A 22,060-nucleotide genomic window follows, 5' to 3' on the forward strand; every position below is an offset into this window, starting at 1 on the left:
ACGTGGACGGACCTTGGATAGTTTGAGCCTGTGGAACTACTTACCCGTCTTGACCTTGGTCCAGCTGCGGGTCATCAAGCGTTGGATATTGGGTGGCAACTCGGTGGACACGTAAGTCTTTTCGAGCACGGCCTGCGGTGGATAAACCGCTTCGTCGGTGCGAATGGATTGCTCCATCAGCTTGTCCGACCCGGGATTGGGGTTGGCATAACCGACGTAGTCACTGACCTGGGCAATCACCTCAGGTTGCAGCAAATAGTTGATGAAGGCGTGCGCTTCCTTGACGTTGCTCGAATCCTTGGGGATCGCCAGCATGTCGAACCACAGGGCACCTCCCTCCTTCGGAATCGCGTAGGCGATGTTCACGCCCTTGCCGGCGTCGGCGGCCCGGGCCTTGGCCTGGAACACGTCGCCGGAAAAACCGATGGCCACGCAGATATTGCCGTTGGCCAGGTCCGAGATGTACTTGGACGAATGGAAGTAAGTCACGTAAGGACGCACCGCCAGCAACTTGGCTTCGGCCTTCTTGTAGTCCTGGGGATTGGTGCTGTTGGCGTTCAGCCCCAGGTAGTTGAGGACCGTGGGCATCATTTCATCGGCAGAATCGAGGAAGGCCACGCCGCAGCTATTGAGCTTCTTGATGTTCTCCGGCTCGAACAACACGCTCCAGGAGTCGATCTTGTCCACACCCAGGACCGCCTTGACCTTGTCGACGTTGTAGCCGATGCCGTTGGTGCCCCACAGGTACGGTACCGCGTACTGGTTGCCCGGATCGTTCATTTCCAGGCGCTTGAGCAGGGCCGGGTCAAGGTTCGAATAATGGGTCAGCAAGCTCTTGTCGAGCTTCTGGAAAGCCCCAGCCTTGATCTGCTTGCCCAGGAAGTGGTTGGACGGCACCACCACGTCATAACCGGTGCGACCGGCCAGCAACTTGCCTTCCAGGGTTTCGTTGGAATCGAATACGTCGTACACCGGCTTGATGCCCGTGGCTTTTTCAAATTCGGCCAGGGTGTTCTGACCGATGTAGTCGGACCAGTTATAAATATGCACGGTCGGTGCAGCCTGCGCGCCAGCCACCAGCGTCAGGCTGGCGGCGACCAGCATGGCTTTGCGAAATAAAGAAATAGGCAAGTGGAGGTCCTCTTAAATAGTTGGGCCCAAGTTGCCCCGCGCTACCTGACAGCCTCCGAGCTGCCCAGCAACAAAACCGGCGCGCAACTTACCCTCGATAAACCAATCCAGCAAAACTTTCTGTCATTTAATTGTTTCCTGTTGCCGCCCTCGCCACGACGACGGCAACAGGTGGTGCTGCAAATCGGCTTATTTACCGGATTTGATCTTGGTCCAGCTGCGGGTCAGGATGCGCTGGGTCGCGGCCGGCAAGTCGGCGATCGCATACAGCTTGGCCTGTACATCAGCCGGCGGGTAAACGCCCGGGTCGCTGGTGATGTCTTTATCGACCAACGGGGTTGCAGCCGCGTTACCGTTGGGGAAACGCACGGCGTTGGTGATTTCGGCCATGACTTCAGGCTTTTGCAGGAAGGTCATGAACTTGTAGGCGCCGTCGACGTTTTCCGCGTCTTTAGGGATGGCGACCATGTCGTAGAAGCTGCCAGCACCCTCTTTGGGAATGTTGTAGCTGACCTTGACCTTGTCACCGGCTTCGGCGGCACGAGCCTTGGCCTGATAGATGTCGCCCGAGTAACCCACAGCGACGCAGATGTTGCCGTTAGCCAGGTCGGAGATGTACTTGGACGAGTGGAAGTAGGCGATCGAAGGACGGATCTTGAGGAACAGCGCTTCGGCTTCAGCCAGTTGCTTTTTGTCCTGGCTGTCGGTCGGGTAGCCCAGGTAGTGCAGCGCCACCGGAATCATCTCGGTTGGCGAGTCGAGGAAACTGACGCCGCACGCCTTCAACTTCTCGGCGTTTTCCGGCTTGAACAGCAGGTCCCAGGAGTTGGTGGGTGCGTCGGCGCCCAATACGGCCTTGACCTTCTCGGCGTTGAAACCGATGCCGATCGAACCCCACATGTAAGGGAAGGCGTGCTTGTTGCCCGGGTCGCTCACCGATACTGCCTTGAGCAGCGATTCGTTGAGGTTCTTCCAGTTCGGCAACTTGGACTTGTCCAGTTCCTGATAGACACCGGCCTTGATCTGCTTGGCCAGGAAGTTGTTGGAAGGCACTACCACGTCGTAGCCGGATTTGCCGGCGAGCAACTTGGCTTCCAGGGTTTCGTTGCTGTCGAACACGTCATAGACCACTTTGATGCCCGACTCGGCTTCAAATTTCTTGATGGTGTCCGGGGCAATGTAATCGGACCAGTTGTAAACGTGCAGCACTTTATCGTCCGCCTGCGCTGCCGCCGCCATCACGCCCATCAGGGACATGGCGAGGAGGGTCTTGCCAGCTAACTTCATACCTAATGCCTTCATGCGTAATGCTCCAATTATTCTTTTTTAACCACTCGCTCAGCGGCCAGTCTCGGGGCGACCAAAACGGCGGGTAGTCTGGCAAGATCCAAGGCCGGCTTTCAAGGAAAGACCCATCCTTTATATCTGCTTCGAGCGCCGTGCCCGCAAGCACCGCGCTCAAAGCCTAGCACTCAGCTCTGCAGCACACTCAAGGTCAGATCCAGGCACTTGCGCGCCTTGGCCACCAGTTCGTCGATCTCCGCCTCGCTGATCACCAGCGGTGGCGCAATGATCATGGTGTCGCCGACGGCACGCATGATCAGACCGTTATCGAAGCAGAACTGTCGGCAGATCATGCCTACGCCACGACCTTCGTAACGTGCCCGGGTGGCCTTGTCCTTGACCAGCTCGATCGCCCCCAGCAGGCCTACCCCGCGAACTTCGCCCACCAACGGGTGATCACTCAGCTCACGCAGACGTTTCTGCAAATAGGGTGCCGCTTTTTCGTGGGCGCGCTGGATAATTTTTTCATCGCGCATGATGCGGATGTTTTCCAGGGCCACGGCTGCGGCCACCGGATGGCCGGAGTAGGTGAAACCGTGGTTGAAATCACCGCCCTCGTTGAGCACCGCCACCACTTCGTCACGGACAATCAGGCCGCCCATGGGGATGTAGCCGGAGGTCAGGCCCTTGGCGATGGTCATCATGTCGGGCTTGAGATCGTAGAAATCGCTACCGAACCACTCACCGGTGCGGCCGAAGCCACAGATCACTTCGTCGGCGACGAAGAGGATGTCGTACTTGGCGAGGATTTCCTTGATCCGCGGCCAGTAGCTGTCCGGCGGCACAATCACGCCGCCAGCGCCCTGGATCGGCTCGGCGATAAAGGCACCGACGTTATCCACGCCCAGCTCCAGGATCTTCTCTTCCAGCTGGTTGGCCGCCCAGATGCCGAACTCTTCTGGGCTCATGTCGCCGCCTTCGCCGAACCAGTACGGTTGCGGGATGTGGACAATGCCCGGAATCGGCAGGTCGCCCTGTTCGTGCATGTAAGTCATGCCGCCGAGGCTGGCGCCCGCCACGGTGGAGCCGTGGTAGCCGTTAACCCGGCTGATGATGGTCTTCTTGTTCGGCTGGCCCTTGATCGCCCAGTAATGGCGGACCATGCGCAGCATGGTGTCGTTGCCTTCGGAGCCGGAGCCGGTGAAGAACACGTGATTCATGCCTTCCGGTGCGACATCGGCGATTGCCTTGGACAGCTCCAGCACCGGCGGGTGGGCGGTCTGGAAGAACAGGTTGTAATAGGGCAGTTCACGCATTTGCTTGCTGGCGGCTTCCGCCAATTCATCACGACCATAGCCGATGGCTACGCACCACAGGCCAGCCATACCGTCGAGAATCTGATTGCCTTCACTGTCCCAGAGGTACACACCCTTGGCATGGGTGATGATCCGCGGCCCCTTCTCCTTCAATTGCTTGAAGTCGCTGAAAGGCGCCAGGTGGTGATCACTGCTGAGGGTTTGCCACTCGCGGGTTTGCGGGTTTTTATGAGTCATCAATCTCTCCTAAGTGTCAGTGAAGGCGCCGCTGGGGGGCAGCGGCGCCCGGCGAATCAGACGGCGAACAGCAGGAATTCCCGCTCCCACGAACTGATCACGCGCTTGAAGTTTTCGTGCTCGGCCCGCTTCACCGCGACGTAGCCGGTGATGAACTTCTGGCCCAGGTACTTCTCGATGGTCTTGCTGTTTTCCATTCGCTCCAGGGCGTCCTCGATGGTCAACGGCAGGCGCAGGTTGCGTCGTTCATAACCACGACCGACCACTGGCGCGCTCGGGTTGTGGCCTTCGACCATACCAATGAAGCCGCACAGCAGGCTGGCAGCAATGGCCAGGTAAGGGTTGGCGTCGGCGCCCGGCAGGCGGTTTTCCACCCGACGGTTCTGCGGCCCGGCATCCGGCACCCGCAGGCCCACGGTGCGGTTTTCTTCGCCCCACTCGACGTTCACTGGCGCCGAGGTATCGGGCAGGAAGCGGCGGAACGAGTTGACGTTGGGGGCGAACAGCGGCAGCAGCTCGGGGATGAACTTCTGCAAACCGCCAATGTGGTTGAGGAACAGCTGGCTCATGGTCCCGTCTTCGTTGGAGAAGACGTTCTTGCCGGTGTTGATGTCGATGACGCTCTGGTGCAAGTGCATGGCGCTGCCAGGCTCGCCGGTCATGGGCTTGGCCATGAAGGTTGCGGCCACGTCATGCTTGAGTGCGGCTTCGCGCATGGTGCGCTTGAACACCAGGATCTGGTCAGCCAGGGACAAGGCGTCACCGTGACGGAAGTTGATCTCCATCTGCGCCGTGCCGTCCTCATGGATCAGGGTGTCCAGGTCCAGCTCCTGCAGTTCGCACCAGTCGTAGACATCTTCGAACAGCGGATCGAATTCGTTGGCCGCTTCAATGGAGAACGACTGGCGCCCGGTTTCAGGACGGCCGGAACGGCCGATGGGCGGCTGCAAGGGATAGTCCGGGTCGTCACTGCGCTTGGTCAGGTAGAACTCCATCTCCGGCGCCACGATGGGCTGCCAGCCGTGGTCGGCGTAGAGCTTGAGGACCTTCTTCAAGACGTTGCGTGGCGACAGCTCGATGGGGTTGCCCTGCTTGTCGTAGGTGTCGTGGATCACCTGGGCAGTGGGTTCGATGGCCCAGGGCACGAGATACACCGCGTTCTGGTCGGGACGGCAGACCATGTCGATGTCCGCCGGGTCCAGCAGCTCGTAATAGATGTCGTCTTCGACATAGTCGCCGGTCACGGTCTGCAACAGCACGCTCTCGGGCAGGCGCATGCCTTTTTCGGCAATGAACTTGTTGGTCGGCGAGATCTTGCCCCGGGTGATACCGGTCAAGTCGCCGATCATGCATTCGACTTCTGTGATCTTGTGGTCTTTCAACCAATCGGTGAGCTGGTCGAGGTTGTTACTCATAAATGCCTCTAGGCTGAGTTTCCTGACTCTCTATTAAGTCAGGCCTTGTGTGACGCTTCGGCGTCGCGTTGTTTTGCCCGCTTGCGGCAGGCATCACCAAAAGCCTGGAAGATGGCCAGATAGTGAGGATTGCAGCTTACCTGCCATTCGGGGTGCCATTGCACCCCTAAAGCAAATGCCTTGCCTCCCTCGACCGAGATGGCCTCCACCAGACCGTCAGGCGCCAGCGCCTCGACCCGCAGGCCCGGCGCCAGACGTTCAATACCTTGCGCATGAATCGAGTTGACTTGAATCTTCTGCGGCAGGCCCAGATTCGCCAGGATCCCGCCCGTTTGAACGTGCAGATCATGGGCGGGCGCGTACCAGGCATCCAGGGGCTGATCGGGCTCTTCATCATGGCGGTGGTCCATGAACGGCTGCACTTCATGCACGTTCTGATGAAGGCTGCCGCCCAGGGCCACATTCATTTCCTGAAATCCGCGACAGATACCCAGCACCGGAACACCGGCTTCGACGGCTGCATTCAACAGCGGCAGAGTGGCCGCGTCCCGTGCAGAATCATGAGCAGTGCCCGGCGCGCTGGCAGGCCCCTGATAATGGAAAGGTTCGATATTGGAAGGAGAACCGGTAAAGAGGATGCCGTCCAGGCCGTCCAGAATATCGGACGGGGAAAGCCACTGCGCCATGGACGGAAGAATCACCGGCACGCCCTGGGCTGCGCTGGCTACCGCCTGTACATACTCGTCGCCACTGATGTGATAGGCATGCAGACCGATCTGCCTGGAGCAGGCGGTGACGCCGATTAACGGCAGGCGAGACATGAAACACCCCGGTATTATTGCTGTTATGGGTTTGATTCGAGCTTAGCGTTGTTCATTTTTTTACACAACACCCCCGTAAAAAATACAACACGGCCCGCTCAAGCCTGCGGTACCCAAGGTAGTCGAAGCCCAAAAAACGCCCTGTTTTGCCTCAAAAGAGCCTCGCCAGCCCTTTATTAGGGCATAAAAGGCCTTACTTGACTTCGGCATGCCGTTCGGGTTGACTGAAACCAGAAAAGATCAATGATTGATATTTTTAACAACAAAGGTGTTGCATCATGTCGGTACCCCCGCGTGCCGTTCAGCTCAACGAAGCGAACGCGTTCCTTAAGGAACATCCTGAGGTTCTGTACGTTGACCTTCTGATTGCGGATATGAATGGTGTGGTGCGCGGCAAGCGCATCGAACGCACCAGCCTCCACAAGGTTTACGAGAAAGGCATCAACCTGCCGGCCTCCCTGTTTGCCCTGGATATCAATGGTTCTACGGTGGAAAGCACCGGCCTGGGCCTGGACATCGGCGATGCTGACCGAATCTGCTATCCAATCCCCGATACCCTGTGCAACGAGCCCTGGCAGAAGCGTCCTACCGCGCAACTGCTGATGACCATGCACGAGCTTGAAGGCGATCCGTTCTTCGCCGATCCACGAGAAGTACTGCGCCAGGTCGTGGCCAAGTTCGACGAACTGGGACTGACCATCTGCGCCGCCTTCGAACTGGAGTTCTACCTGATCGACCAGGAGAACGTGAACGGCCGCCCACAACCGCCACGTTCGCCGATCTCCGGCAAACGCCCGCATTCCACCCAGGTCTACCTGATCGACGATCTCGACGAATACGTCGACTGCCTCCAGGACATTCTCGAAGGTGCCAAAGAGCAAGGCATCCCCGCAGACGCCATCGTCAAGGAAAGTGCCCCGGCGCAGTTCGAAGTGAACCTGCACCACGTCGCCGACCCGATCAAGGCCTGCGATTACGCGGTACTGCTCAAACGCCTGATCAAGAACATCGCCTACGACCATGAGATGGACACCACCTTCATGGCCAAGCCTTACCCGGGCCAGGCGGGCAACGGTCTGCACGTCCACATTTCGATTCTGGATAAAGATGGCAAGAACATCTTTGCCAGCGAGGATCCCGAGCAGAACGCCGCACTGCGTCACGCGATCGGCGGTGTGCTCGAGACCCTACCGGCGCAGATGGCTTTCCTCTGCCCGAACGTCAACTCCTACCGTCGTTTCGGCGCACAGTTCTATGTGCCGAACTCGCCGAGCTGGGGCCTGGACAACCGTACCGTGGCCCTGCGGGTGCCTACCGGTTCGGCCGATGCCGTGCGCCTGGAACACCGGGTCGCCGGCGCCGACGCCAACCCTTACCTGTTGATGGCTTCGGTCCTGGCGGGCGTGCATCACGGCTTGACCAACAAGATCGAGCCGCCTGCGCCGACCGAAGGCAACAGCTACGAGCAGAACGAGCAGAGCCTGCCGAACAACTTGCGCGATGCCCTGCGCGAGCTGGACGACAGTGAGGTGATGGCCAAGTACATCGATCCGAAATACATCGACATCTTCGTGGCCTGCAAAGAGAGCGAGCTGGAGGAGTTCGAACACTCCATCTCCGACCTCGAGTACAACTGGTACCTGCACACCGTCTAAGCGGTTGTTGCAAAAAAACAACGCCGCGGAGCTCACACAGCCCGCGGCGTTTTTTTGTGCCTCGCCGTTATGGCCGGCGGATACAGGAATCCTGGCGCTCTCGCGTACAATGCCCGCTGCCCAGTAGGAGACACCGATGACGCGCACCGCCCCTCTTCGCAAACCCCGTGCACGCAGCCAGGCCCGGATCGACTCGATACTCGACGCCGCCCGGACCCTGCTGGCCAGCGAGGGGGTGGCCAGCCTGTCGATCTACAGCGTGGCGGAACGAGCGCAGATTCCACCGTCCTCGGTCTATCACTTCTTCGCCAGTGTCCCTGCCCTGCTGGAAGCCCTGACCGCTGATGTCCACGCCGGGTTTCGCGCCTGCCTGCAAGCTCCCATCGACCACGACCGGCTCGACAGCTGGCGGGACCTGTCACGCCTGGTTGAACAACGCATGCTCGACATCTACGGCGAGGACGCGGCGGCCCGCCAGTTGATCCTCGCCCAACACGGCTTGACGGAAGTCACCCAAGCCGATCGCCAGCACGACATCGAGCTGGGTGACCTGATGCACAAGCTGTTCGATCACCACTTCGAGCTGCCGACCCTGCCCCGGGATGTGGATGTATTCGCCCTGGCCATGGAGCTGGGAGATCGGGTGTACGCCCGTTCGGTGCAACAGCACGGGCAAATCACCCCGCGCATGGCGGAGGAAGGCATGCGGGTCTTCGATGCCTACCTGAGCCTCTACTTGCCGCCCTACCTGCCCAAGCGTCCAGCGTCTCTCTGAGCGCTCAAGCCTGCCGCAACAGCAACCTGTCGATGCTGTGATCCGCTGATTTGTGAATGATCAGGTTCGCCCGTTCCCGGGTCGGCAGGATGTTTTCGACGAGATTCTTCAGGTTGACCCGATCCCAGGTATCGGATGCCACCGACAGGGCTTCAAGGTCCGAAAGCCCCTTGTACTTGTTGAAGTAGGAATCTGCCGCCTGGAACGCGGTGTTCTTCAAGTAGACAAAGCGCTCCAGGTACCAGGCCTTGATCGCCTCCTCGGACGCATCGACGTAAATGGAGAAGTCGATGAAATCCAGGGGGTTCAAGCCTTGCCCCTGCTCGCCCTGCAGCACATTCAGGCCTTCGAGGATGATGATATCCGGAGCCTCCACCGACTGCGCCTCATCGGCCAGGATGTCGTAGCGGACGTGGGAATAGATGGGAATCCTGACGGCCTCGCCCTTCCTGCACACCGACTGCAGAAAATCCACGAACAACGGCTCATCGTAGGATTCGGGAAACCCCTTGCGGTGCAGAATATTTTTTTCCTGGAGGGTCGCCAGTGGGAAAAGAAAGGAGTCCGTAGTCACCAGATGCACATTGGGCTTGTCCGGCCAATAGGCCAGAAGGGCCGCCAGGACCCTGGCAAAACTGCTTTTGCCCACCGCGACACTGCCGGATACACCTATGACATAAGGTGCCTTGAAACCTGCCTGGGGGGCCTTGAGCGACTGCACCTGGGCCGCATGCAAATGCAGCAGCCGCGACAGCGGGAGCAGGATCTGCCTCACCTCCTCGGACGCCATGGGCTGGGTCGGACTGGTCAGCGTCTCCATCTCGGACGGTGACAGACTCATGGGTTCTGCGGCCCGCAGAGCTGACCAGCGATCGCGATCAAACTCCAGATACCCTACGTTTGGACCCTGCTCTGTTGTCATGTTTGTACTGTTCAGGCCTTGCCGAAAGCAGGGAAAGTATCAAATCTGACCGTTATTTACAGCGTCCATGAAAAAAGCCCCGAAGGACTCGCACCCTTCGGGGCTGTTGCACTGCATTGCTCACAACTTGGCGATCGACACCTCGGTGGATTTCACGAAGGCAATCACCTCGCTGCCGATGGACAGTTCCAGCTCCTTGACCGAACGGGTGGTGATCACCGAAGTGACAATCCCGGACGCGGTCTGCACGTCGATTTCCGACAGCACGTCACCTTCGACGATTTCCTTGATGGTGCCCTTGAACTGATTGCGAACGTTGATGGCTTTAATGGTCATGGTATTTCTCCTGGGATCGAAATGATTCGCTGTTTTAAAGCGCCCAGCGCAACTGCGTGGGCAAGGGTGAAACGGGTTCCGGTTCCGGTGGTGAACCTGGCAGTGCCAGCACGCGATTGAGGACTTCGGTTTCCAGGGCCGCCAGGCGATGGGAACCTCGCACCCGCGGGCGTGGCAGCTCGACGTGCAGGTCAAGCCCCACCTCGCCGTCTTCGATCAGGATCACCCGATCGGCAATCGCCACGGCCTCACTGACATCGTGGGTGACCAGCAATACGGTGAAGCCATGCTGCTGCCACAAACGTTCGATCAACTGCTGCATCTCGATCCGGGTCAGGGCATCCAGTGCCCCCAGCGGCTCGTCCAGCAGTAACAGTCGCGGCTGATGAATCAGGGCACGAGCCAGGGCCACCCGCTGTTTCTGGCCACCTGACAGCGCCGCCGGCCATTCATTGGCGCGATCCGCCAGGCCCACCGCTTCAAGGGCTTCCAGGGCCTGAGGCCGCCAGTTGCCCTTGAGGCCGAGCCCGACGTTGTCGATGACTTTCTTCCAGGGCAGCAAACGTGCCTCCTGGAACATCAACCGGGTGTCTTCGATGGCTGCGCTCAAGGGCGCGGAGCCTGCCAGCAACTCGCCGCCCGTGGGCTGATCGAGACCGGCCAGCAGGCGCAGCAAGGTGCTTTTGCCGCAACCGCTGCGCCCCACTACCGCCACGAACTGACCGGCAGGAATGTGCAGATCGACTTCCCGCAGCACCTGCCGCGAACCGAAGGTCTTTTGCAATTTGCGCACGACCAGGGGAATGCCCCGCAGCAGCCGTGGAGGTTGTTGAGCCGTCATTGAGCATCTCCCCTGGCCACTTGGTAGGCCGGATGCCAGCGCAGCCAGACCCGCTCCAGGCCCCGCGCTGCGAGGTCGGCGAGCTTGCCGAGCACCGCGTACATGACAATGGCCAGCACCACCACGTCGGTCTGCAGGAACTCACGGGCATTCATGGCCAGATAGCCGATGCCGGAGCTGGCGGAGATGGTTTCAGCAACGATCAGCGTCAGCCACATGAAGCCCAGGGCAAAACGCACCCCCACCAGGATCGAGGGCAAGGCTCCCGGCAGGATCACTTGGCGAAACAGCGCGAACCCCGACAGTCCGTAGCTACGGGCCATCTCCACCAGCGCCGGATCAACGTTGCGAATGCCGTGGTAAGTGTTGAGGTAGATCGGGAACAGAGTGCCCAGGGCTACCAGAAAGATCTTCGCCGACTCGTCGATACCGAACCACAGGATCACCAGGGGAATCAGCGCCAGGTGCGGTACGTTGCGGATCATCTGCACCGAGCTGTCCAGCAAGCGCTCGCCCCATTTCGACAAACCGGTGATGAAGCCCAGCGCCAGACCGATACCGCCGCCGATGACAAAACCCAGCCCCGCACGCCAGCCACTGATGGCCAGGTGAGTCCAGATATCGCCACTGCGTACCAGGCTGACCCCGGCCTCGATCACCGCGCTGGGGGCCGGCAGGATACGGGTCGACAGCCAACCCGCCGACACCGACAGCTGCCACACCGCGAGCAGCAGCAACGGCAGCCCCCAGGGCGCCAGCCGATGCACTATGCGTTGTCCACTCATGACCGCACCTCAGCTCTGGGACGCGGCTTTGGGGATGATGTCGTTGGCGACCATTTCCCCGAACGGACTGACATAACCTGCAGCTTCAGGCAGCTTGGGGCGCTCGATGTCCAGATGCGGAAACAGCAGTTCGGCCACCCGGTAGGACTCTTCCAGGTGTGGATAACCGGAGAAGATAAAGGTGTCGATGCCCAGGTCTGCGTACTCTTGCATCCGCGCTGCCACCGTAGGACCGTCGCCCACCAGGGCCGTGCCGGCGCCACCACGCACCAGGCCTACCCCGGCCCAGAGGTTCGGGCTCACTTCCAGTTTGTCGCGGCGCCCTCCATGCAGGGCCGCCATGCGCTGCTGGCCGACGGAATCGAAGCGGGCCAGGGACGCCTGGGCCCGAGCGATGGTGTCGTCGTCCAGATGGGAAATCAGGCGCTCGGCGGCCTGCCAGGCCTCGGCATTGGTTTCTCGCACAATCACATGCAGGCGGATGCCAAAACGCACGGTGCGCCCCAGCTTGGCGGCCTTGTCCCGCACCTGCTGGATCTTCTCGGCCACGGCGGCCGGTGGTTCGCCCCAGGTCAGGACCATCTCCACCTGCTCGGCGGCCAGGTCCTGGGCGGCTTCCGAAGAGCCGCCGAAATACAGCGGTGGACGGGGTTGCTGCAGCGGCGGATAGAGCAGCTTGGCGCCCTTCACGCTGATGTGCTGGCCGTCGTAATCCACGGTTTCGCCTTCCAGCACCCGCCGCCAGATACGGGTGAATTCCACGGAGGCCTGGTAACGCTCTTCATGGTCGAGGAACAGGCCATCGCCGGCCAACTCGTCCGGATCACCACCGGTCACCAGGTTGAACAGCGCCCGACCACCGGACAAGCGATCCAGGGTCGCAGCCTGACGCGCCGCCACCGTCGGGGAAATGATCCCGGGACGCAGGGCTACCAGAAACTTCAGACGCTGGGTCACCGGAATCAGCGAGGCCGCCACCAACCAGGAATCCTCGCAGGACCGCCCGGTGGGAATCAGCACCCCGCCAAAACCAAGGCGGTCGGCAGCCTGGGCGATCTGTTGCAGGTATGCATGATCGACGGCGCGAGCGCCTTCGGCGGTGCCAAGGTAATGGCCGTCGCCGTGGGTGGGCAGAAACCAGAAGATGTTGAGGCTCATGGAGTTGTCTCCTAAGGGGTCGAATTACGGCGCTTTGGCCACGGCGGCAGTGGGCGTCCAGATCACGTCTTTGATGCTCAGCGGCTTGGGAATCAGCTTGAGCTGATAGAAGCTGTCGGCGATTTTCTGCTGCGCGGCGATCACTTCCGGAGTCAGGAAGGCCGCACCGTAGCCCTGGCGTTTCACCGAGGTCAGGGTGATGTCGGTAGACAGGCCCAACAGCGGCGCCACCTGCTGGGTGACCTCCTGCGGGTTGGCCTTGGACCACTCGCCCACGGCCCGCACTTCCTCCACCAGGGCCTTGATCACCTCGGGGTGCTGCTGTGCGTAGGGTTTGGTCGCCAGGTAGAACTGGTGGTTGTCGACGATGCCACTGCCGTCACGCAGAGTGCGTGCCTGCAGTTGCTGCTCGGCCGCCGCCTGGTAAGGGTCCCAGATCACCCAGGCGTCGACACTGCCACGCTCGAACGCTGCGCGGGCATCGGCCGGGGGCAGGAACACAGTCTGGATATCGCTGTACTTGAGGCCGGCGTCTTCCAGGGCGCGGACCAGCAGGTAATGGACGTTGGAGCCCTTGTTCAGCACCACCTTCTTGCCCTTGAGGTCCTGCACCGATTTGATCGGCGAGTCCTTGGGCACCAGGATCGCTTCGCTATGGGGCGCCGGCGGTTCATAGGCCACGTAGAGCAGATCGGCACCGGCAGCCTGGGCAAATACCGGTGGAGTTTCGCCGGTCACACCGAAGTCGATGGAGCCGACATTCAGCCCCTCCAGCAGCTGCGGGCCGCCCGGGAACTCGGTCCATTGCACGTCTACGCCCTGCTGCGCCAGGCGCTTTTCCAGGGAGCCCTTGGCCTTGAGCAGCACCAGGGTGCCGTATTTCTGATAACCGATACGCAAGGTCTCGGCTTGAGCTTGAACAATGGCGCCGAAGGACACAGCCGCAGCAAACAGAGCGACCAGACCGCGACGCAAAATGACAGGGCGCATGGCGCTCTCCTTTTTGCTGTGGGGGTTGTGGCTGCACCTGCTTGCCCGTTGGCGGGCGAGTAAGGCCAGTACTTCAAATCAGGGGTGTGACTCAAATGCTCCAGCGAGCACTCAACAGACGTTCATTCAACACATGCGGGTCCAGCGGTTTGGGACGACGTGCCATCGCGCTGTGGAACTGCTCCAGGGCTTCGCTCAAGCGTTGCTCCAGAGCCTGCGCCAGCTGCGGCTGGACACTGCCTTCGCCATAAGCGATCTGGCTGTCCTCGGCAAAGATGCCCTGGAGCATTTCCTGGGCCTTGAGTGCCGAGAGCACAGGCTTGAGGGCGTAATCCACCGCCAGCATGTGGGCGATGCTGCCGCCCGTGGCCATGGGCAGCACCACCTTGTGGCTCAGGGCACGTTCCGGCAGCAGGTCGAGCAGGGTTTTCAGGGCCCCGGAAAAAGACGCCTTGTACACCGGCGTGGCAATCAGCAGGCCGTCGGCCTGCTCAATGTGTTGCAGCAGATCGATGACCATGGGGCTGTCGAAGCGGGCGTGAAGCAGATCTTCGGCCGGGAAGTCCCGCACCTGGTAACTGACCACTTCCACGCCTTGCTGCTGCAACCAGCGCTTGGCCAACTCCAGCAGCACCCCGGAACGGGAGCGTTGGCTGGGACTGCCACCGAGAGAGACCACCAGCATGCAGGGGATTCCTTGAACAAGATAAAGCGATTCGCGGGATGCGATCTCGCCGGACTGGACAGACCTTAACAGTCTATTTTTATATCCATAAATCTTATTTATTCATTTGTTTATTCCTTATATGCATATAAGGAAGTATTTCTCGCAGGCAAAAAAATAGGCCGTCGAAACGGCCTTAAAACCCCTGCTTTATGGATCTGTTACCCCTGAACTCTCCGTAGGAGCGGGCTTGCCCGCGAAAAAGCCCGCAAAACCTTGCATCGGCCTCACGACCGCCTTCGCCGGCAAGCCGGCTCCTACAGCGGCTCGTGTATCAACGGTTGGGTTGCGGCGTCAGGCGCAGGTAAGGCTTCACTGCGCGATAACCTTTGGGAAAGCGGCGCTTGATCTCTTCCTCGTCCTGGAGCGAGGGCACGATCACCACCTCGTCACCATCCTGCCAGTTAGCCGGAGTAGCCACTTTGTAGTTGTCGGTGAGTTGCAACGAGTCAATCACCCGGAGAATTTCGTGGAAATTGCGCCCGGTACTGGCGGGATAGGTGATGGTCAGGCGAATCTTCTTGTTCGGGTCGATGACGAACAGCGAACGCACGGTCAGCGTGTCGTTGGCATTGGGGTGAATCAGGTCATAGAGGTCCGACACTTTGCGATCGGCGTCCGCCAGGATCGGAAAATTGACGATGGTGTGCTGGGTTTCGTTGATGTCCTCGATCCAGCGGTGATGGGAATCCACCGGGTCCACCGACAGGGCAATGGCTTTGACTCCGCGCTGAGCGAACTCGTCCTTGAGCTTGGCGGTGAAACCCAGCTCGGTGGTGCACACCGGCGTGAAGTCTGCGGGGTGGGAAAACAGCACGCCCCAGCTATCGCCCAGCCACTCGTGGAAACGAATCTTGCCGGCACTGGAATCCTGTTCGAAGTCGGGGGCGATGTCGCCCAGTCTGAGGCTCATGGGGTGCTGCTCCTGTGAGTGCGTGATGGAGCTACTCTGCCTGCACCGGAGCTTATTTAAAAAGAATAAATATCGATTTATTCATAACTGAATTGAATATTAAAAATCTCTTCACTGGACGCGCGCGCAGGCGAAGACCACCCTTCTCAACAAGGTTCGAGAAGGCCTTGAGTAGCTGTACAAAGAGGGGGATTCAGGAAGGGCTCACGGGGGTGGGCCTGACTTGAAGCAATACCTCGCCCGGCATTGCGCCGGGCGAGGCTTTATCGCGCTATTACAACAGCGGGATCGAGTAGCTGACGATCAGACGGTTTTCGTCCTGATCGCGCTGGCTCGGGATGTCGTTGCGCCACATGGCGTTTTTCCAAGTGAAGCCCAGGTTCTTCAGCGGGCCTTCCGGAACAACGTAAGCGACGGTCAGGTCGCGTTCCCACTCGGAACGGCCGCTACCAGCTACAGCACCTTTAGCGGTTACGGTGTCGATGTTGTCACCGCGCAGGTAAACCACACCGGCAGTCAGGCCAGGGGCGCCCAGTTTGGCGAAGTCATAGGAGTAGCGCGCTTGCCAGGTACGCTCGCCGGCACGGGCGAACTTCTGGATCTGCATGTCGGTGATGATGTAGGCCGACGAGCCATCACCCTGGTTCAGCCAAGGGAAATCGCTGCTGCCGTTGCTGACCTGGTAGCCGCCACCAAAGGTATGACCGGCAACCGAGTACAGGAACAGGCCGCTATAAAGGTTGTTGTCAACCTTGCCTTTACCACTTGCTACACCAGAGTAGTTGCCAGTGGTGAAGTAGGTGGAGTCATGACCATTAGCACCATCGTCGCGGCTGTTGAAGTAACGCAGGTCGGACTTCAATACGCCCGGGCCGATTGCCCAGTTATGAGTCAGGCCCAGGAAGTGCTGCTTGTAGAAGTCTTCCAGGTTGCCGTAGTAGTACTGAGCGGTGAGGTCCTTGGTGATCTTGTAGTCGCCACCACCGTAGATGAACTTGTTGCTATCACGAAAGCTTGCACCGCGGCTGTTGGCGCCAGCGATGGAGAGTTGTTCGTTGTTGCTGGAGTTACGGCCCTTGGCGTGCTCGATCTGACCACCGATCAGGGTCAGATCCTTGATGTCGTTGGTAGTGATCTGACCGCCCTGGAAGGTTTGCGGCAGCATACGACCATCGTTGGTCACGATAACCGGCAGTTTTGGCTGCAGGGTGCCCAGCTTCAGCTCGGTTTGCGAGATCTTGGCTTTGGCAGTCAGGCCCAGGCTGGAGTAGTTGTCAACGGCTTCGCCATTGGATTTGCTTGGAAATACGGTACCGCCGTAGGAGCTAGGAGTAGCGCCGTTGGTGCCGCCCCCCGAGTCCAGCTTGATACCCAGCAGGCCGATCGCGTCGAGACCGAAACCTACGGTGCCCTGGGTGTAGCCAGAGGTGAAGTTGAGCTGAAAGCCTTGGCCCCACTCTTCGTTCTTGCTCTGAACATTGCTGGCGGTTGCTGCCGCATGGTCACGGTTATCAGTATTGATATAGAAGTTGCGCAGCCCCAAGGTAGCCTTGCTGTCTTCGATGAAACCGGCGGCGCCTGCCTGCTGCGCCAAAACCCCTACGGCCACAGCCAGGGCCAAGGTGGACTTGTTCATGTTTCGCTCCTCTCGTTTCTAATTCTTGTGGTTCCTGGCCCCAGATCGAACGCCCGGGTGCCACAGATGCGCGATTAGCGCCAGACCGTGACTGATAAGTCAATCGTAACGGACTGTGTCTACGACCATGGTCTAATCGCAGTGATTTGGTCCATGCAGGGTAATGAATTACTCATAAACCCAAAAAGAATTGTTTAATTCTTTTTCATACCTTTCAGGAATAAAGCTCGCCACGGTAAAGCCGAGAATCCCAGCCTAGACACTCGCAAGCTTATTTCTGAAAAATATTTCCCCGATCCAGCCCCCAAGATCCCCCGCGCCAGAGGCGTAAAACGTCATGGAGGATCAAAAAAGCGACGCAATCATGGCTAAGAGCCTATCCTCCCGTCAATTTGTTACAGTTTTTGTATCGAAATGAAATTTTTCTGACATGTGCAGAAAACGGCAACGCCTCGATCCAGGGATCGAGGCGTTGCCTATTGCACGACGAGAAAAAGACTCAGAGGGCCTTTTCGAAGATCTTCGAATTGCGCTGGTAGTTGTACAACGAGGCCCTGGCCGAAGGCAGACGTTCGACGCTGCTGGGCACAAAACCCCGCTCGCGAAACCAGTGGGCCGTGCGGGTAGTGAGCACGAACAAGGTCTTCAGCCCCTGAGCCCGGGCCCGGGCTTCAATCCTTTCCAACAGTTCGTCGCCGCGCTTGCCATGACGATACTCAGGGTTCACCGCAAGGCAGGCCAGCTCGCCGGCATCGGAGTCGGCAATCTGGTACAAGGCAGCGCAGGCAATGATCATGCCCTCGCGCTCGACCACGCTGAACTGCTCGATTTCACGCTCCAGTACCTCCCGGGAGCGCCGCACCAGGATGCCCTGTTCTTCCAGCGGGCTGATCAGATCCAACAACCCGCCGACGTCTTCAATCGCCGCCTCGCGCACCCGCTCGAATTGCTCCTGGGCCACCAGGGTACCGCCGCCGTCACGGGTAAAGAGCTCCGTCAGCAGGGCGCCATCTTCGGCATAACTGACGATATGGCTACGTCCCACACCACCACGACAAGCCTCGGCAGCGGCGTCCAGCAGTTCGGCCTGATAGTTGCCACCCAGACGCTGCAAGTGCGCCGGAACCTGCTGCGGACGCAACTCGCGAACCAGTTTGCCGTTTTCATCCAGCAGACCGGGATCGGCACCAAACAGCAGCAGCTTGTCGGCCCCCAGATCGATGGCCGCGCGAGTGGCCACATCTTCACAAGCCAGATTGAAGGTCTCGCCAGTGGGCGAATACCCCAAGGGCGACAGCAGCACGATGGAGCGCTCGTCCAGCAGGCGATTGATGCCCTTGCGATCGACCCGACGCACTTCGCCGGTGTGGTGGTAGTCGACACCTTCCAGCACCCCGATCGGACGGGCCGTCACCAGGTTGCCGCTGGCGACCCGCAAGCGCGAACCCTGCATGGGCGAAGAAGCCATGTCCATGGACAGGCGCGCTTCAATGGCAATGCGCAATTGGCCCACGGCGTCGATCACGCATTCCAGGGTCGCTGCATCGGTAATCCGCAGACCGTGATGGTAATGGGGCGCCAGACCGCGAGCCGCCAGGCGGGCTTCGATCTGTGGGCGCGAACCGTGCACCAGCACCAGGCGAACCCCCAGGCTGTGGAGCAGCACCAGGTCGTGGACGATATTGCCGAAGTTGGGGTGTTCAACGCCGTCACCGGGGAGCATGACCACGAAGGTGCAGTCACGGTGGGCGTTGATATAGGGAGACGCGTGGCGGAGCCAATTGACGTATTCGGGCATGAACCTGAGCCTGTAAATAAAAAGCAGCCTATAAAAGGACGAAACGGAAAACGCACAACGGGCTGATGGTTATCGTCGGAACAGGCTTGGCAACACGCTTACTCTCCTCATGGGTACGGATCGGGACGCCGGTAATTTACTGAAATTGGGCCGGTGTCAGGCAGTAATGTTCAATCAACTCTCGTAGCAACTGCACAGTAGGCTGCAAGCGTGACATTTCGAGGTACTCCCCGGGCTGGTGGGCACAGGCAATGTCACCCGGGCCAAGCACCAGAGTCTCGCAGCCAAGGCGCTGAAGATAAGGCGCTTCAGTGCCAAACGCTACTGCTTCGGCACGATGCCCGGTAAGCCGTTCCGCCACCCGCACCAGCTCCGCGTCCTCGGACTGCTCGAACGGCGGCACCGCAGGGAACAGCGGCGCATAGTCGATCTGCACTTCATGCCGCTCGGCAATCGGTTGGAGCTTCTGCCGGATCGCCTCGCGCAGCACTTGCGGGTCCATGCCCGGCAAGGGACGCAGGTCGAACTCCAGGGAGCACTGGCCACAGATGCGGTTGGGATTGTCACCACCGTGGATGCAACCGAAGTTCAAGGTTGGTTGCGGCACGCTGAACTGCGGATTGCGGTATTCGCGCTGCCACAGCAGCCGCAGCCCCCGCAATTCGCCGATGGCATCGTGCATGGCCTCCAGAGCGCTGCGGCCCAGGCTCGGGTCTGAGGAATGGCCGCTGCGCCCGAGGATATCAATGCGCTCCATCATCACCCCCTTGTGCAGGCGGATCGGCTTGAGGCCCGTGGGCTCGCCGATCACCGCCGCGCGCCCCAGCGGCCGCCCGGCTTCCGCCAGGGCCCGGGCCCCGGCCATGGAGCTTTCTTCATCACAGGTCGCCAGGATCAGCAGCGGCTGCTTGAATGGCTGCTCCAGCAACGGTCGCACCGCTTCGATGATCAAGGCGAAAAAGCCCTTCATGTCGCAACTGCCCAAACCGACCCAGCGGCCGTCGACCTCGGTCAACTTCAGCGGATCGGTCTGCCACAGAGCGGCATCAAACGGCACCGTGTCACTGTGTCCGGCCAGTACCAGGCCGCCAGGACCGCTGCCGAAGCTGGCCAGCAGATTGAACTTGCCAGGGCTGACCTGCTGGATATCGCAGGCAAAACCGAGGTCGCCGAGCCAACTGGCCAGCAAGTCGATGACCGGACGGTTGGACTGGTCCAGCGCAGGTTGAGTACAGCTCACCGACGGCGCGGCGATCAGTGCGGCAAACTGATCCTTCATGGACGGCAATGGCATGAGCTGGCTCCGGAAATCCCAAGATGGGGACCATCATAGAGGCATCTCGTGAGAGGAAGGAACCGTCGTGGCGCCTCCGGGCGCCTGGTCCTGTACACTGCACGGCCTTGGCAGCCAACTCTTCCCCCGGCTGCACTCCCGATCCTGGATTTTCCGGCCATGCAGAAAGAAACCGAAATCAAACTCCGCGTCAGCCGCGAAACCCTCGCCGCCCTGCGCGAGCACCCGCTACTGAAAAAACGCAACAAAAGTGGCTGGGAACGCCGTGAGCTGATGAACCAGTACTTCGACACCCCAGAGCGCGATCTGGCCCGGGCCAAAGTTGCCCTACGCCTGCGTCGTGACGGTGACGCAGTGATTCAGACCCTCAAGACCAGCGGCCAGAGCGTTGCCGGCCTGTCCGAGCGCAACGAATACGACTGGTCCTTGGCCAAAGCCAAGCTCGACGTGAAAAAGCTCGACGGCGAATGCTGGCCCGAAGCCCTGGCCGAGCTGGACAAAAAGACCCTCAAGCCACTGTTCACCACCGACTTTGTCCGTGAACGCGCGGAAATCGCCTGGGGCCGCGGCAAGGCCAAGGTGGTGATCGAAGCGGCCCTGGACCTGGGCCAGGTGATCGCCGGCAAGCACAAGGAAGAAATCTGCGAGCTGGAGCTGGAGCTGCGCGAAGGCGAGCCCGCCGCCCTGCTGGAACTGGCGGCAGAGCTGGCCCTCACCCTGCCCCTGATGCCCTGCGACATCAGCAAGGCCGAGCGTGGCTATCGCCTGTTCGATGCCGGTAGCTACTCCTTGAGCCTGCCGGCGCCACAACTGAGTGCCGAAACCCCACTGGACGACGCCTTCGCTGCCCTGGCCTGGCACCTGCTGGGCAGCAGCCAGCGCCTGGCCGAACAGTATCGCTTCAACGGCCACTGGCGCCTGCTGCAGGACTGGGTGGATAACCTCGCCGAACTGCGAGCTCTGGCCAGCAGCCTGGGCCAGGCTGCGCCACGCCAGTCCACCGCTGAACTGCGCAGCGCCCTGGATGCCCTGCTGGAAGACTGGCGTCCGCTGGTACAAGCCGGCCTCGACGATGAAGACGTGCGCAAGGCCGCGCCGGAGCAATACCTCGAAGAGTTGCAGGACGTGCGCTGGGGCCTGTTCTCCCTGAACACCTCTCGCTGGCTGCTGGCCCGCGCCTGGACCGCCGAGCGCAACACCCGTGGCAACCGCCAGGGCGCAGCGCAACTGGGTAGCTGGCTGCCACGTCTGCTGGCCGAGGAAGCCACCGCCCTGCAGTTGCCGCGCTACCAGCAGCAACCCGAAGACCTGGCCGAGCAGCTGCCGCGTATCGAGCGCATCCAAGCCTGGCTGCATCATGCCCGTGCCGTGCTGGAGATCCCTGAACTGGATCGTCTCTACGGTGAACTGAACAAGCTGGCACAACTGGCCAACGAACCCATCACCGACGAAGCCCTCGATGCCCGCAAACAGCAGGCCATCGCGGTGTACCAGAACCGCGCCTGGAAAACCCTGCTGCGCATGTAAGCCGCTCCCTCAGCGCAGTACCGGCAGGCTGGTGGTGGACTTGATCTCCGACAGGGCAACGATCGAGTTCACCTCCTGAATGCCCGGCACCATGGACAGTTTCTCGAAGAAAAACCGCTCATAGGCTTCGATGTCCGCCGTCACGATGCGCAACAGGAAATCCACGGCCCCCATCAGCACATAACACTCCAGCACCTCCGGAAAGCCGCGAATCGCCTCGGTGAACTCGGTGAAGTTGGAGCGTCCGTGGGCGTTGAGCTTGATCTCGGCAAAAATCTGCGTGTTGAGGCCGATCTTCTTGCGATCGAGCAGGGTCACCTGGCCACGGATCACCCCCTCCTCCTTCAAGCGTTGAATCCGCCGCCAGCACGGCGACTGGGACAAGCCCACCTGTTCGGCAATCTGCGCGCTGGAAAGTGACGCATCCTCTTGCAGCAACGCGAGTATCCGGCGGTCGTAGGCGTCCAGTTCGCTGTGCATAACAAATTCCCTTATCTATAAA

The 22,060-nt window shown here is 60.2% G+C and carries 20 protein-coding genes; 3 read left to right on the plus strand and 17 right to left on the minus strand.

Features of this window, described 5'->3' with window-relative positions:
- Nucleotides 1-36 precede the first annotated feature (36 nt).
- From ACSSVC_RS02115 to ACSSVC_RS02135, 5 genes are all read right to left on the minus strand, one after another.
- A complete protein-coding gene (locus ACSSVC_RS02115; RefSeq protein ID WP_446439378.1) occupies nucleotides 37-1,131 on the minus strand; it encodes a polyamine ABC transporter substrate-binding protein in 1,095 nt (364 codons plus the stop codon).
- A 189-nt stretch (nucleotides 1,132-1,320) separates the two neighbouring features.
- Nucleotides 1,321-2,418 carry a polyamine ABC transporter substrate-binding protein gene (locus tag ACSSVC_RS02120; RefSeq protein ID WP_102862145.1) on the minus strand — a complete coding sequence of 366 codons (1,098 nt, stop codon included), beginning with the start codon at nucleotides 2,416-2,418 and terminating at the stop codon, nucleotides 1,321-1,323.
- A 185-nt stretch (nucleotides 2,419-2,603) separates the two neighbouring features.
- Nucleotides 2,604-3,968, minus strand: coding sequence for an aspartate aminotransferase family protein (locus ACSSVC_RS02125; protein ID WP_346633300.1), 1,365 nt, complete (start codon nucleotides 3,966-3,968; stop codon nucleotides 2,604-2,606).
- A 56-nt stretch (nucleotides 3,969-4,024) separates the two neighbouring features.
- On the minus strand, nucleotides 4,025-5,383 hold the full coding sequence (locus ACSSVC_RS02130; protein WP_346633301.1) for a glutamine synthetase family protein: 1,359 nt from the start codon (nucleotides 5,381-5,383) through the stop codon (nucleotides 4,025-4,027).
- A 38-nt stretch (nucleotides 5,384-5,421) separates the two neighbouring features.
- Nucleotides 5,422-6,204 (minus strand): gamma-glutamyl-gamma-aminobutyrate hydrolase family protein, encoded by a 783-nt coding sequence (locus ACSSVC_RS02135; protein ID WP_446439379.1) that lies wholly within the window; start codon nucleotides 6,202-6,204, stop codon nucleotides 5,422-5,424.
- 278 nt (nucleotides 6,205-6,482) lie between these two features.
- Between ACSSVC_RS02135 and ACSSVC_RS02140 the strand changes: the two genes are divergently transcribed.
- Together ACSSVC_RS02140 and ACSSVC_RS02145 are read left to right on the plus strand one after the other, a co-directional pair.
- Entirely contained in the window at nucleotides 6,483-7,859 is a 1,377-nt protein-coding gene (locus ACSSVC_RS02140) for a glutamine synthetase family protein (RefSeq protein ID WP_346633303.1), read from the plus strand.
- A gap of 136 nt (nucleotides 7,860-7,995) precedes the next feature.
- Nucleotides 7,996-8,634, plus strand: a complete 639-nt coding sequence (locus ACSSVC_RS02145) for a TetR/AcrR family transcriptional regulator (protein WP_346633304.1) — start codon at nucleotides 7,996-7,998, stop codon at nucleotides 8,632-8,634.
- A 4-nt stretch (nucleotides 8,635-8,638) separates the two neighbouring features.
- Here the strand turns inward: ACSSVC_RS02145 and coaA are convergent, their stop codons facing one another.
- The 11 genes from coaA to argE form a co-directional block, all read right to left on the minus strand.
- Complete coding sequence (gene coaA, locus ACSSVC_RS02150) at nucleotides 8,639-9,556, minus strand: type I pantothenate kinase (RefSeq protein WP_346633305.1); 918 nt, start codon at nucleotides 9,554-9,556, stop codon at nucleotides 8,639-8,641.
- A 120-nt stretch (nucleotides 9,557-9,676) separates the two neighbouring features.
- A complete protein-coding gene (locus ACSSVC_RS02155; protein WP_011064106.1) occupies nucleotides 9,677-9,892 on the minus strand; it encodes a TOBE domain-containing protein in 216 nt (71 codons plus the stop codon).
- Nucleotides 9,893-9,926: 34 nt separating this feature from the next.
- Nucleotides 9,927-10,733: an aliphatic sulfonates ABC transporter ATP-binding protein gene (ssuB, locus tag ACSSVC_RS02160; RefSeq protein ID WP_492611949.1), complete on the minus strand. Its 807-nt coding sequence runs from the start codon at nucleotides 10,731-10,733 to the stop codon at nucleotides 9,927-9,929.
- The gene (gene ssuC, locus ACSSVC_RS02165) at nucleotides 10,730-11,518 is read right to left on the minus strand and encodes an aliphatic sulfonate ABC transporter permease SsuC (RefSeq protein WP_346633307.1); all 789 of its coding nucleotides are present in this window, start codon (nucleotides 11,516-11,518) and stop codon (nucleotides 10,730-10,732) included. The genes ssuB and ssuC overlap by 4 nt, the downstream gene beginning before the upstream one ends.
- 9 nt (nucleotides 11,519-11,527) lie before the next feature.
- On the minus strand, nucleotides 11,528-12,676 hold the full coding sequence (ssuD, locus tag ACSSVC_RS02170) for an FMNH2-dependent alkanesulfonate monooxygenase (RefSeq protein ID WP_446439380.1): 1,149 nt from the start codon (nucleotides 12,674-12,676) through the stop codon (nucleotides 11,528-11,530).
- 24 nt (nucleotides 12,677-12,700) lie between these two features.
- On the minus strand, nucleotides 12,701-13,666 hold the full coding sequence (locus tag ACSSVC_RS02175) for a sulfonate ABC transporter substrate-binding protein (protein ID WP_346633309.1): 966 nt from the start codon (nucleotides 13,664-13,666) through the stop codon (nucleotides 12,701-12,703).
- 91 nt (nucleotides 13,667-13,757) lie between these two features.
- Nucleotides 13,758-14,351, minus strand: a complete 594-nt coding sequence (ssuE, locus tag ACSSVC_RS02180) for an NADPH-dependent FMN reductase (RefSeq protein WP_123726740.1) — start codon at nucleotides 14,349-14,351, stop codon at nucleotides 13,758-13,760.
- A 313-nt stretch (nucleotides 14,352-14,664) separates the two neighbouring features.
- Nucleotides 14,665-15,303 (minus strand): peroxiredoxin, encoded by a 639-nt coding sequence (locus tag ACSSVC_RS02185; RefSeq protein ID WP_492611950.1) that lies wholly within the window; start codon nucleotides 15,301-15,303, stop codon nucleotides 14,665-14,667.
- Between the two features lie 274 nt (nucleotides 15,304-15,577).
- Nucleotides 15,578-16,939, minus strand: coding sequence for an OprD family porin (locus ACSSVC_RS02190; protein ID WP_346633310.1), 1,362 nt, complete (start codon nucleotides 16,937-16,939; stop codon nucleotides 15,578-15,580).
- A gap of 499 nt (nucleotides 16,940-17,438) precedes the next feature.
- Nucleotides 17,439-18,737: an amino-acid N-acetyltransferase gene (gene argA / locus ACSSVC_RS02195; RefSeq protein ID WP_123726743.1), complete on the minus strand. Its 1,299-nt coding sequence runs from the start codon at nucleotides 18,735-18,737 to the stop codon at nucleotides 17,439-17,441.
- Between the two features lie 136 nt (nucleotides 18,738-18,873).
- A complete protein-coding gene (gene argE / locus ACSSVC_RS02200) occupies nucleotides 18,874-20,031 on the minus strand; it encodes an acetylornithine deacetylase (RefSeq protein WP_404937872.1) in 1,158 nt (385 codons plus the stop codon).
- A 159-nt stretch (nucleotides 20,032-20,190) separates the two neighbouring features.
- On the opposite strand from argE, the gene ACSSVC_RS02205 reads away from it, so the two are divergent.
- A complete protein-coding gene (locus tag ACSSVC_RS02205; protein WP_346633312.1) occupies nucleotides 20,191-21,558 on the plus strand; it encodes a CYTH domain-containing protein in 1,368 nt (455 codons plus the stop codon).
- Nucleotides 21,559-21,567: 9 nt separating this feature from the next.
- Here the strand turns inward: ACSSVC_RS02205 and ACSSVC_RS02210 are convergent, their stop codons facing one another.
- Nucleotides 21,568-22,038: an Lrp/AsnC family transcriptional regulator gene (locus ACSSVC_RS02210; protein WP_065902318.1), complete on the minus strand. Its 471-nt coding sequence runs from the start codon at nucleotides 22,036-22,038 to the stop codon at nucleotides 21,568-21,570.
- Nucleotides 22,039-22,060: the final 22 nt, after the last annotated feature.

It is taken from the genome of Pseudomonas sp. E1BtOHC1 (assembly GCF_058744285.1).

Excerpts from the sequence above, each read along its gene's own strand:
- ACSSVC_RS02120 (WP_102862145.1), bottom strand. The coding sequence starts at position 2,418 with ATGAAGTTAGCTGGCAAGACCCTCCTCGCCATGTCCCTGATGGGCGTG.
- ACSSVC_RS02125 (WP_346633300.1), bottom strand. The coding sequence starts at position 3,968 with ATGACTCATAAAAACCCGCAAACCCGCGAGTGGCAAACCCTCAGCAGT.
- ACSSVC_RS02130 (WP_346633301.1), bottom strand. The coding sequence starts at position 5,383 with ATGAGTAACAACCTCGACCAGCTCACCGATTGGTTGAAAGACCACAAG.
- ACSSVC_RS02135 (WP_446439379.1), bottom strand. The coding sequence starts at position 6,204 with ATGTCTCGCCTGCCGTTAATCGGCGTCACCGCCTGCTCCAGGCAGATC.
- ACSSVC_RS02140 (WP_346633303.1), top strand. The coding sequence starts at position 6,483 with ATGTCGGTACCCCCGCGTGCCGTTCAGCTCAACGAAGCGAACGCGTTC.
- ACSSVC_RS02145 (WP_346633304.1), top strand. The coding sequence starts at position 7,996 with ATGACGCGCACCGCCCCTCTTCGCAAACCCCGTGCACGCAGCCAGGCC.
- coaA (WP_346633305.1), bottom strand. The coding sequence starts at position 9,556 with ATGACAACAGAGCAGGGTCCAAACGTAGGGTATCTGGAGTTTGATCGC.
- ACSSVC_RS02155 (WP_011064106.1), bottom strand. The coding sequence starts at position 9,892 with ATGACCATTAAAGCCATCAACGTTCGCAATCAGTTCAAGGGCACCATC.
- ssuB (WP_492611949.1), bottom strand. The coding sequence starts at position 10,733 with ATGACGGCTCAACAACCTCCACGGCTGCTGCGGGGCATTCCCCTGGTC.
- ssuC (WP_346633307.1), bottom strand. The coding sequence starts at position 11,518 with ATGAGTGGACAACGCATAGTGCATCGGCTGGCGCCCTGGGGGCTGCCG.
- ssuD (WP_446439380.1), bottom strand. The coding sequence starts at position 12,676 with ATGAGCCTCAACATCTTCTGGTTTCTGCCCACCCACGGCGACGGCCAT.
- ACSSVC_RS02175 (WP_346633309.1), bottom strand. The coding sequence starts at position 13,666 with ATGCGCCCTGTCATTTTGCGTCGCGGTCTGGTCGCTCTGTTTGCTGCG.
- ssuE (WP_123726740.1), bottom strand. The coding sequence starts at position 14,351 with ATGCTGGTGGTCTCTCTCGGTGGCAGTCCCAGCCAACGCTCCCGTTCC.
- ACSSVC_RS02185 (WP_492611950.1), bottom strand. The coding sequence starts at position 15,303 with ATGAGCCTCAGACTGGGCGACATCGCCCCCGACTTCGAACAGGATTCC.
- ACSSVC_RS02190 (WP_346633310.1), bottom strand. The coding sequence starts at position 16,939 with ATGAACAAGTCCACCTTGGCCCTGGCTGTGGCCGTAGGGGTTTTGGCG.
- argA (WP_123726743.1), bottom strand. The coding sequence starts at position 18,737 with ATGCCCGAATACGTCAATTGGCTCCGCCACGCGTCTCCCTATATCAAC.
- argE (WP_404937872.1), bottom strand. The coding sequence starts at position 20,031 with ATGCCATTGCCGTCCATGAAGGATCAGTTTGCCGCACTGATCGCCGCG.
- ACSSVC_RS02205 (WP_346633312.1), top strand. The coding sequence starts at position 20,191 with ATGCAGAAAGAAACCGAAATCAAACTCCGCGTCAGCCGCGAAACCCTC.
- ACSSVC_RS02210 (WP_065902318.1), bottom strand. The coding sequence starts at position 22,038 with ATGCACAGCGAACTGGACGCCTACGACCGCCGGATACTCGCGTTGCTG.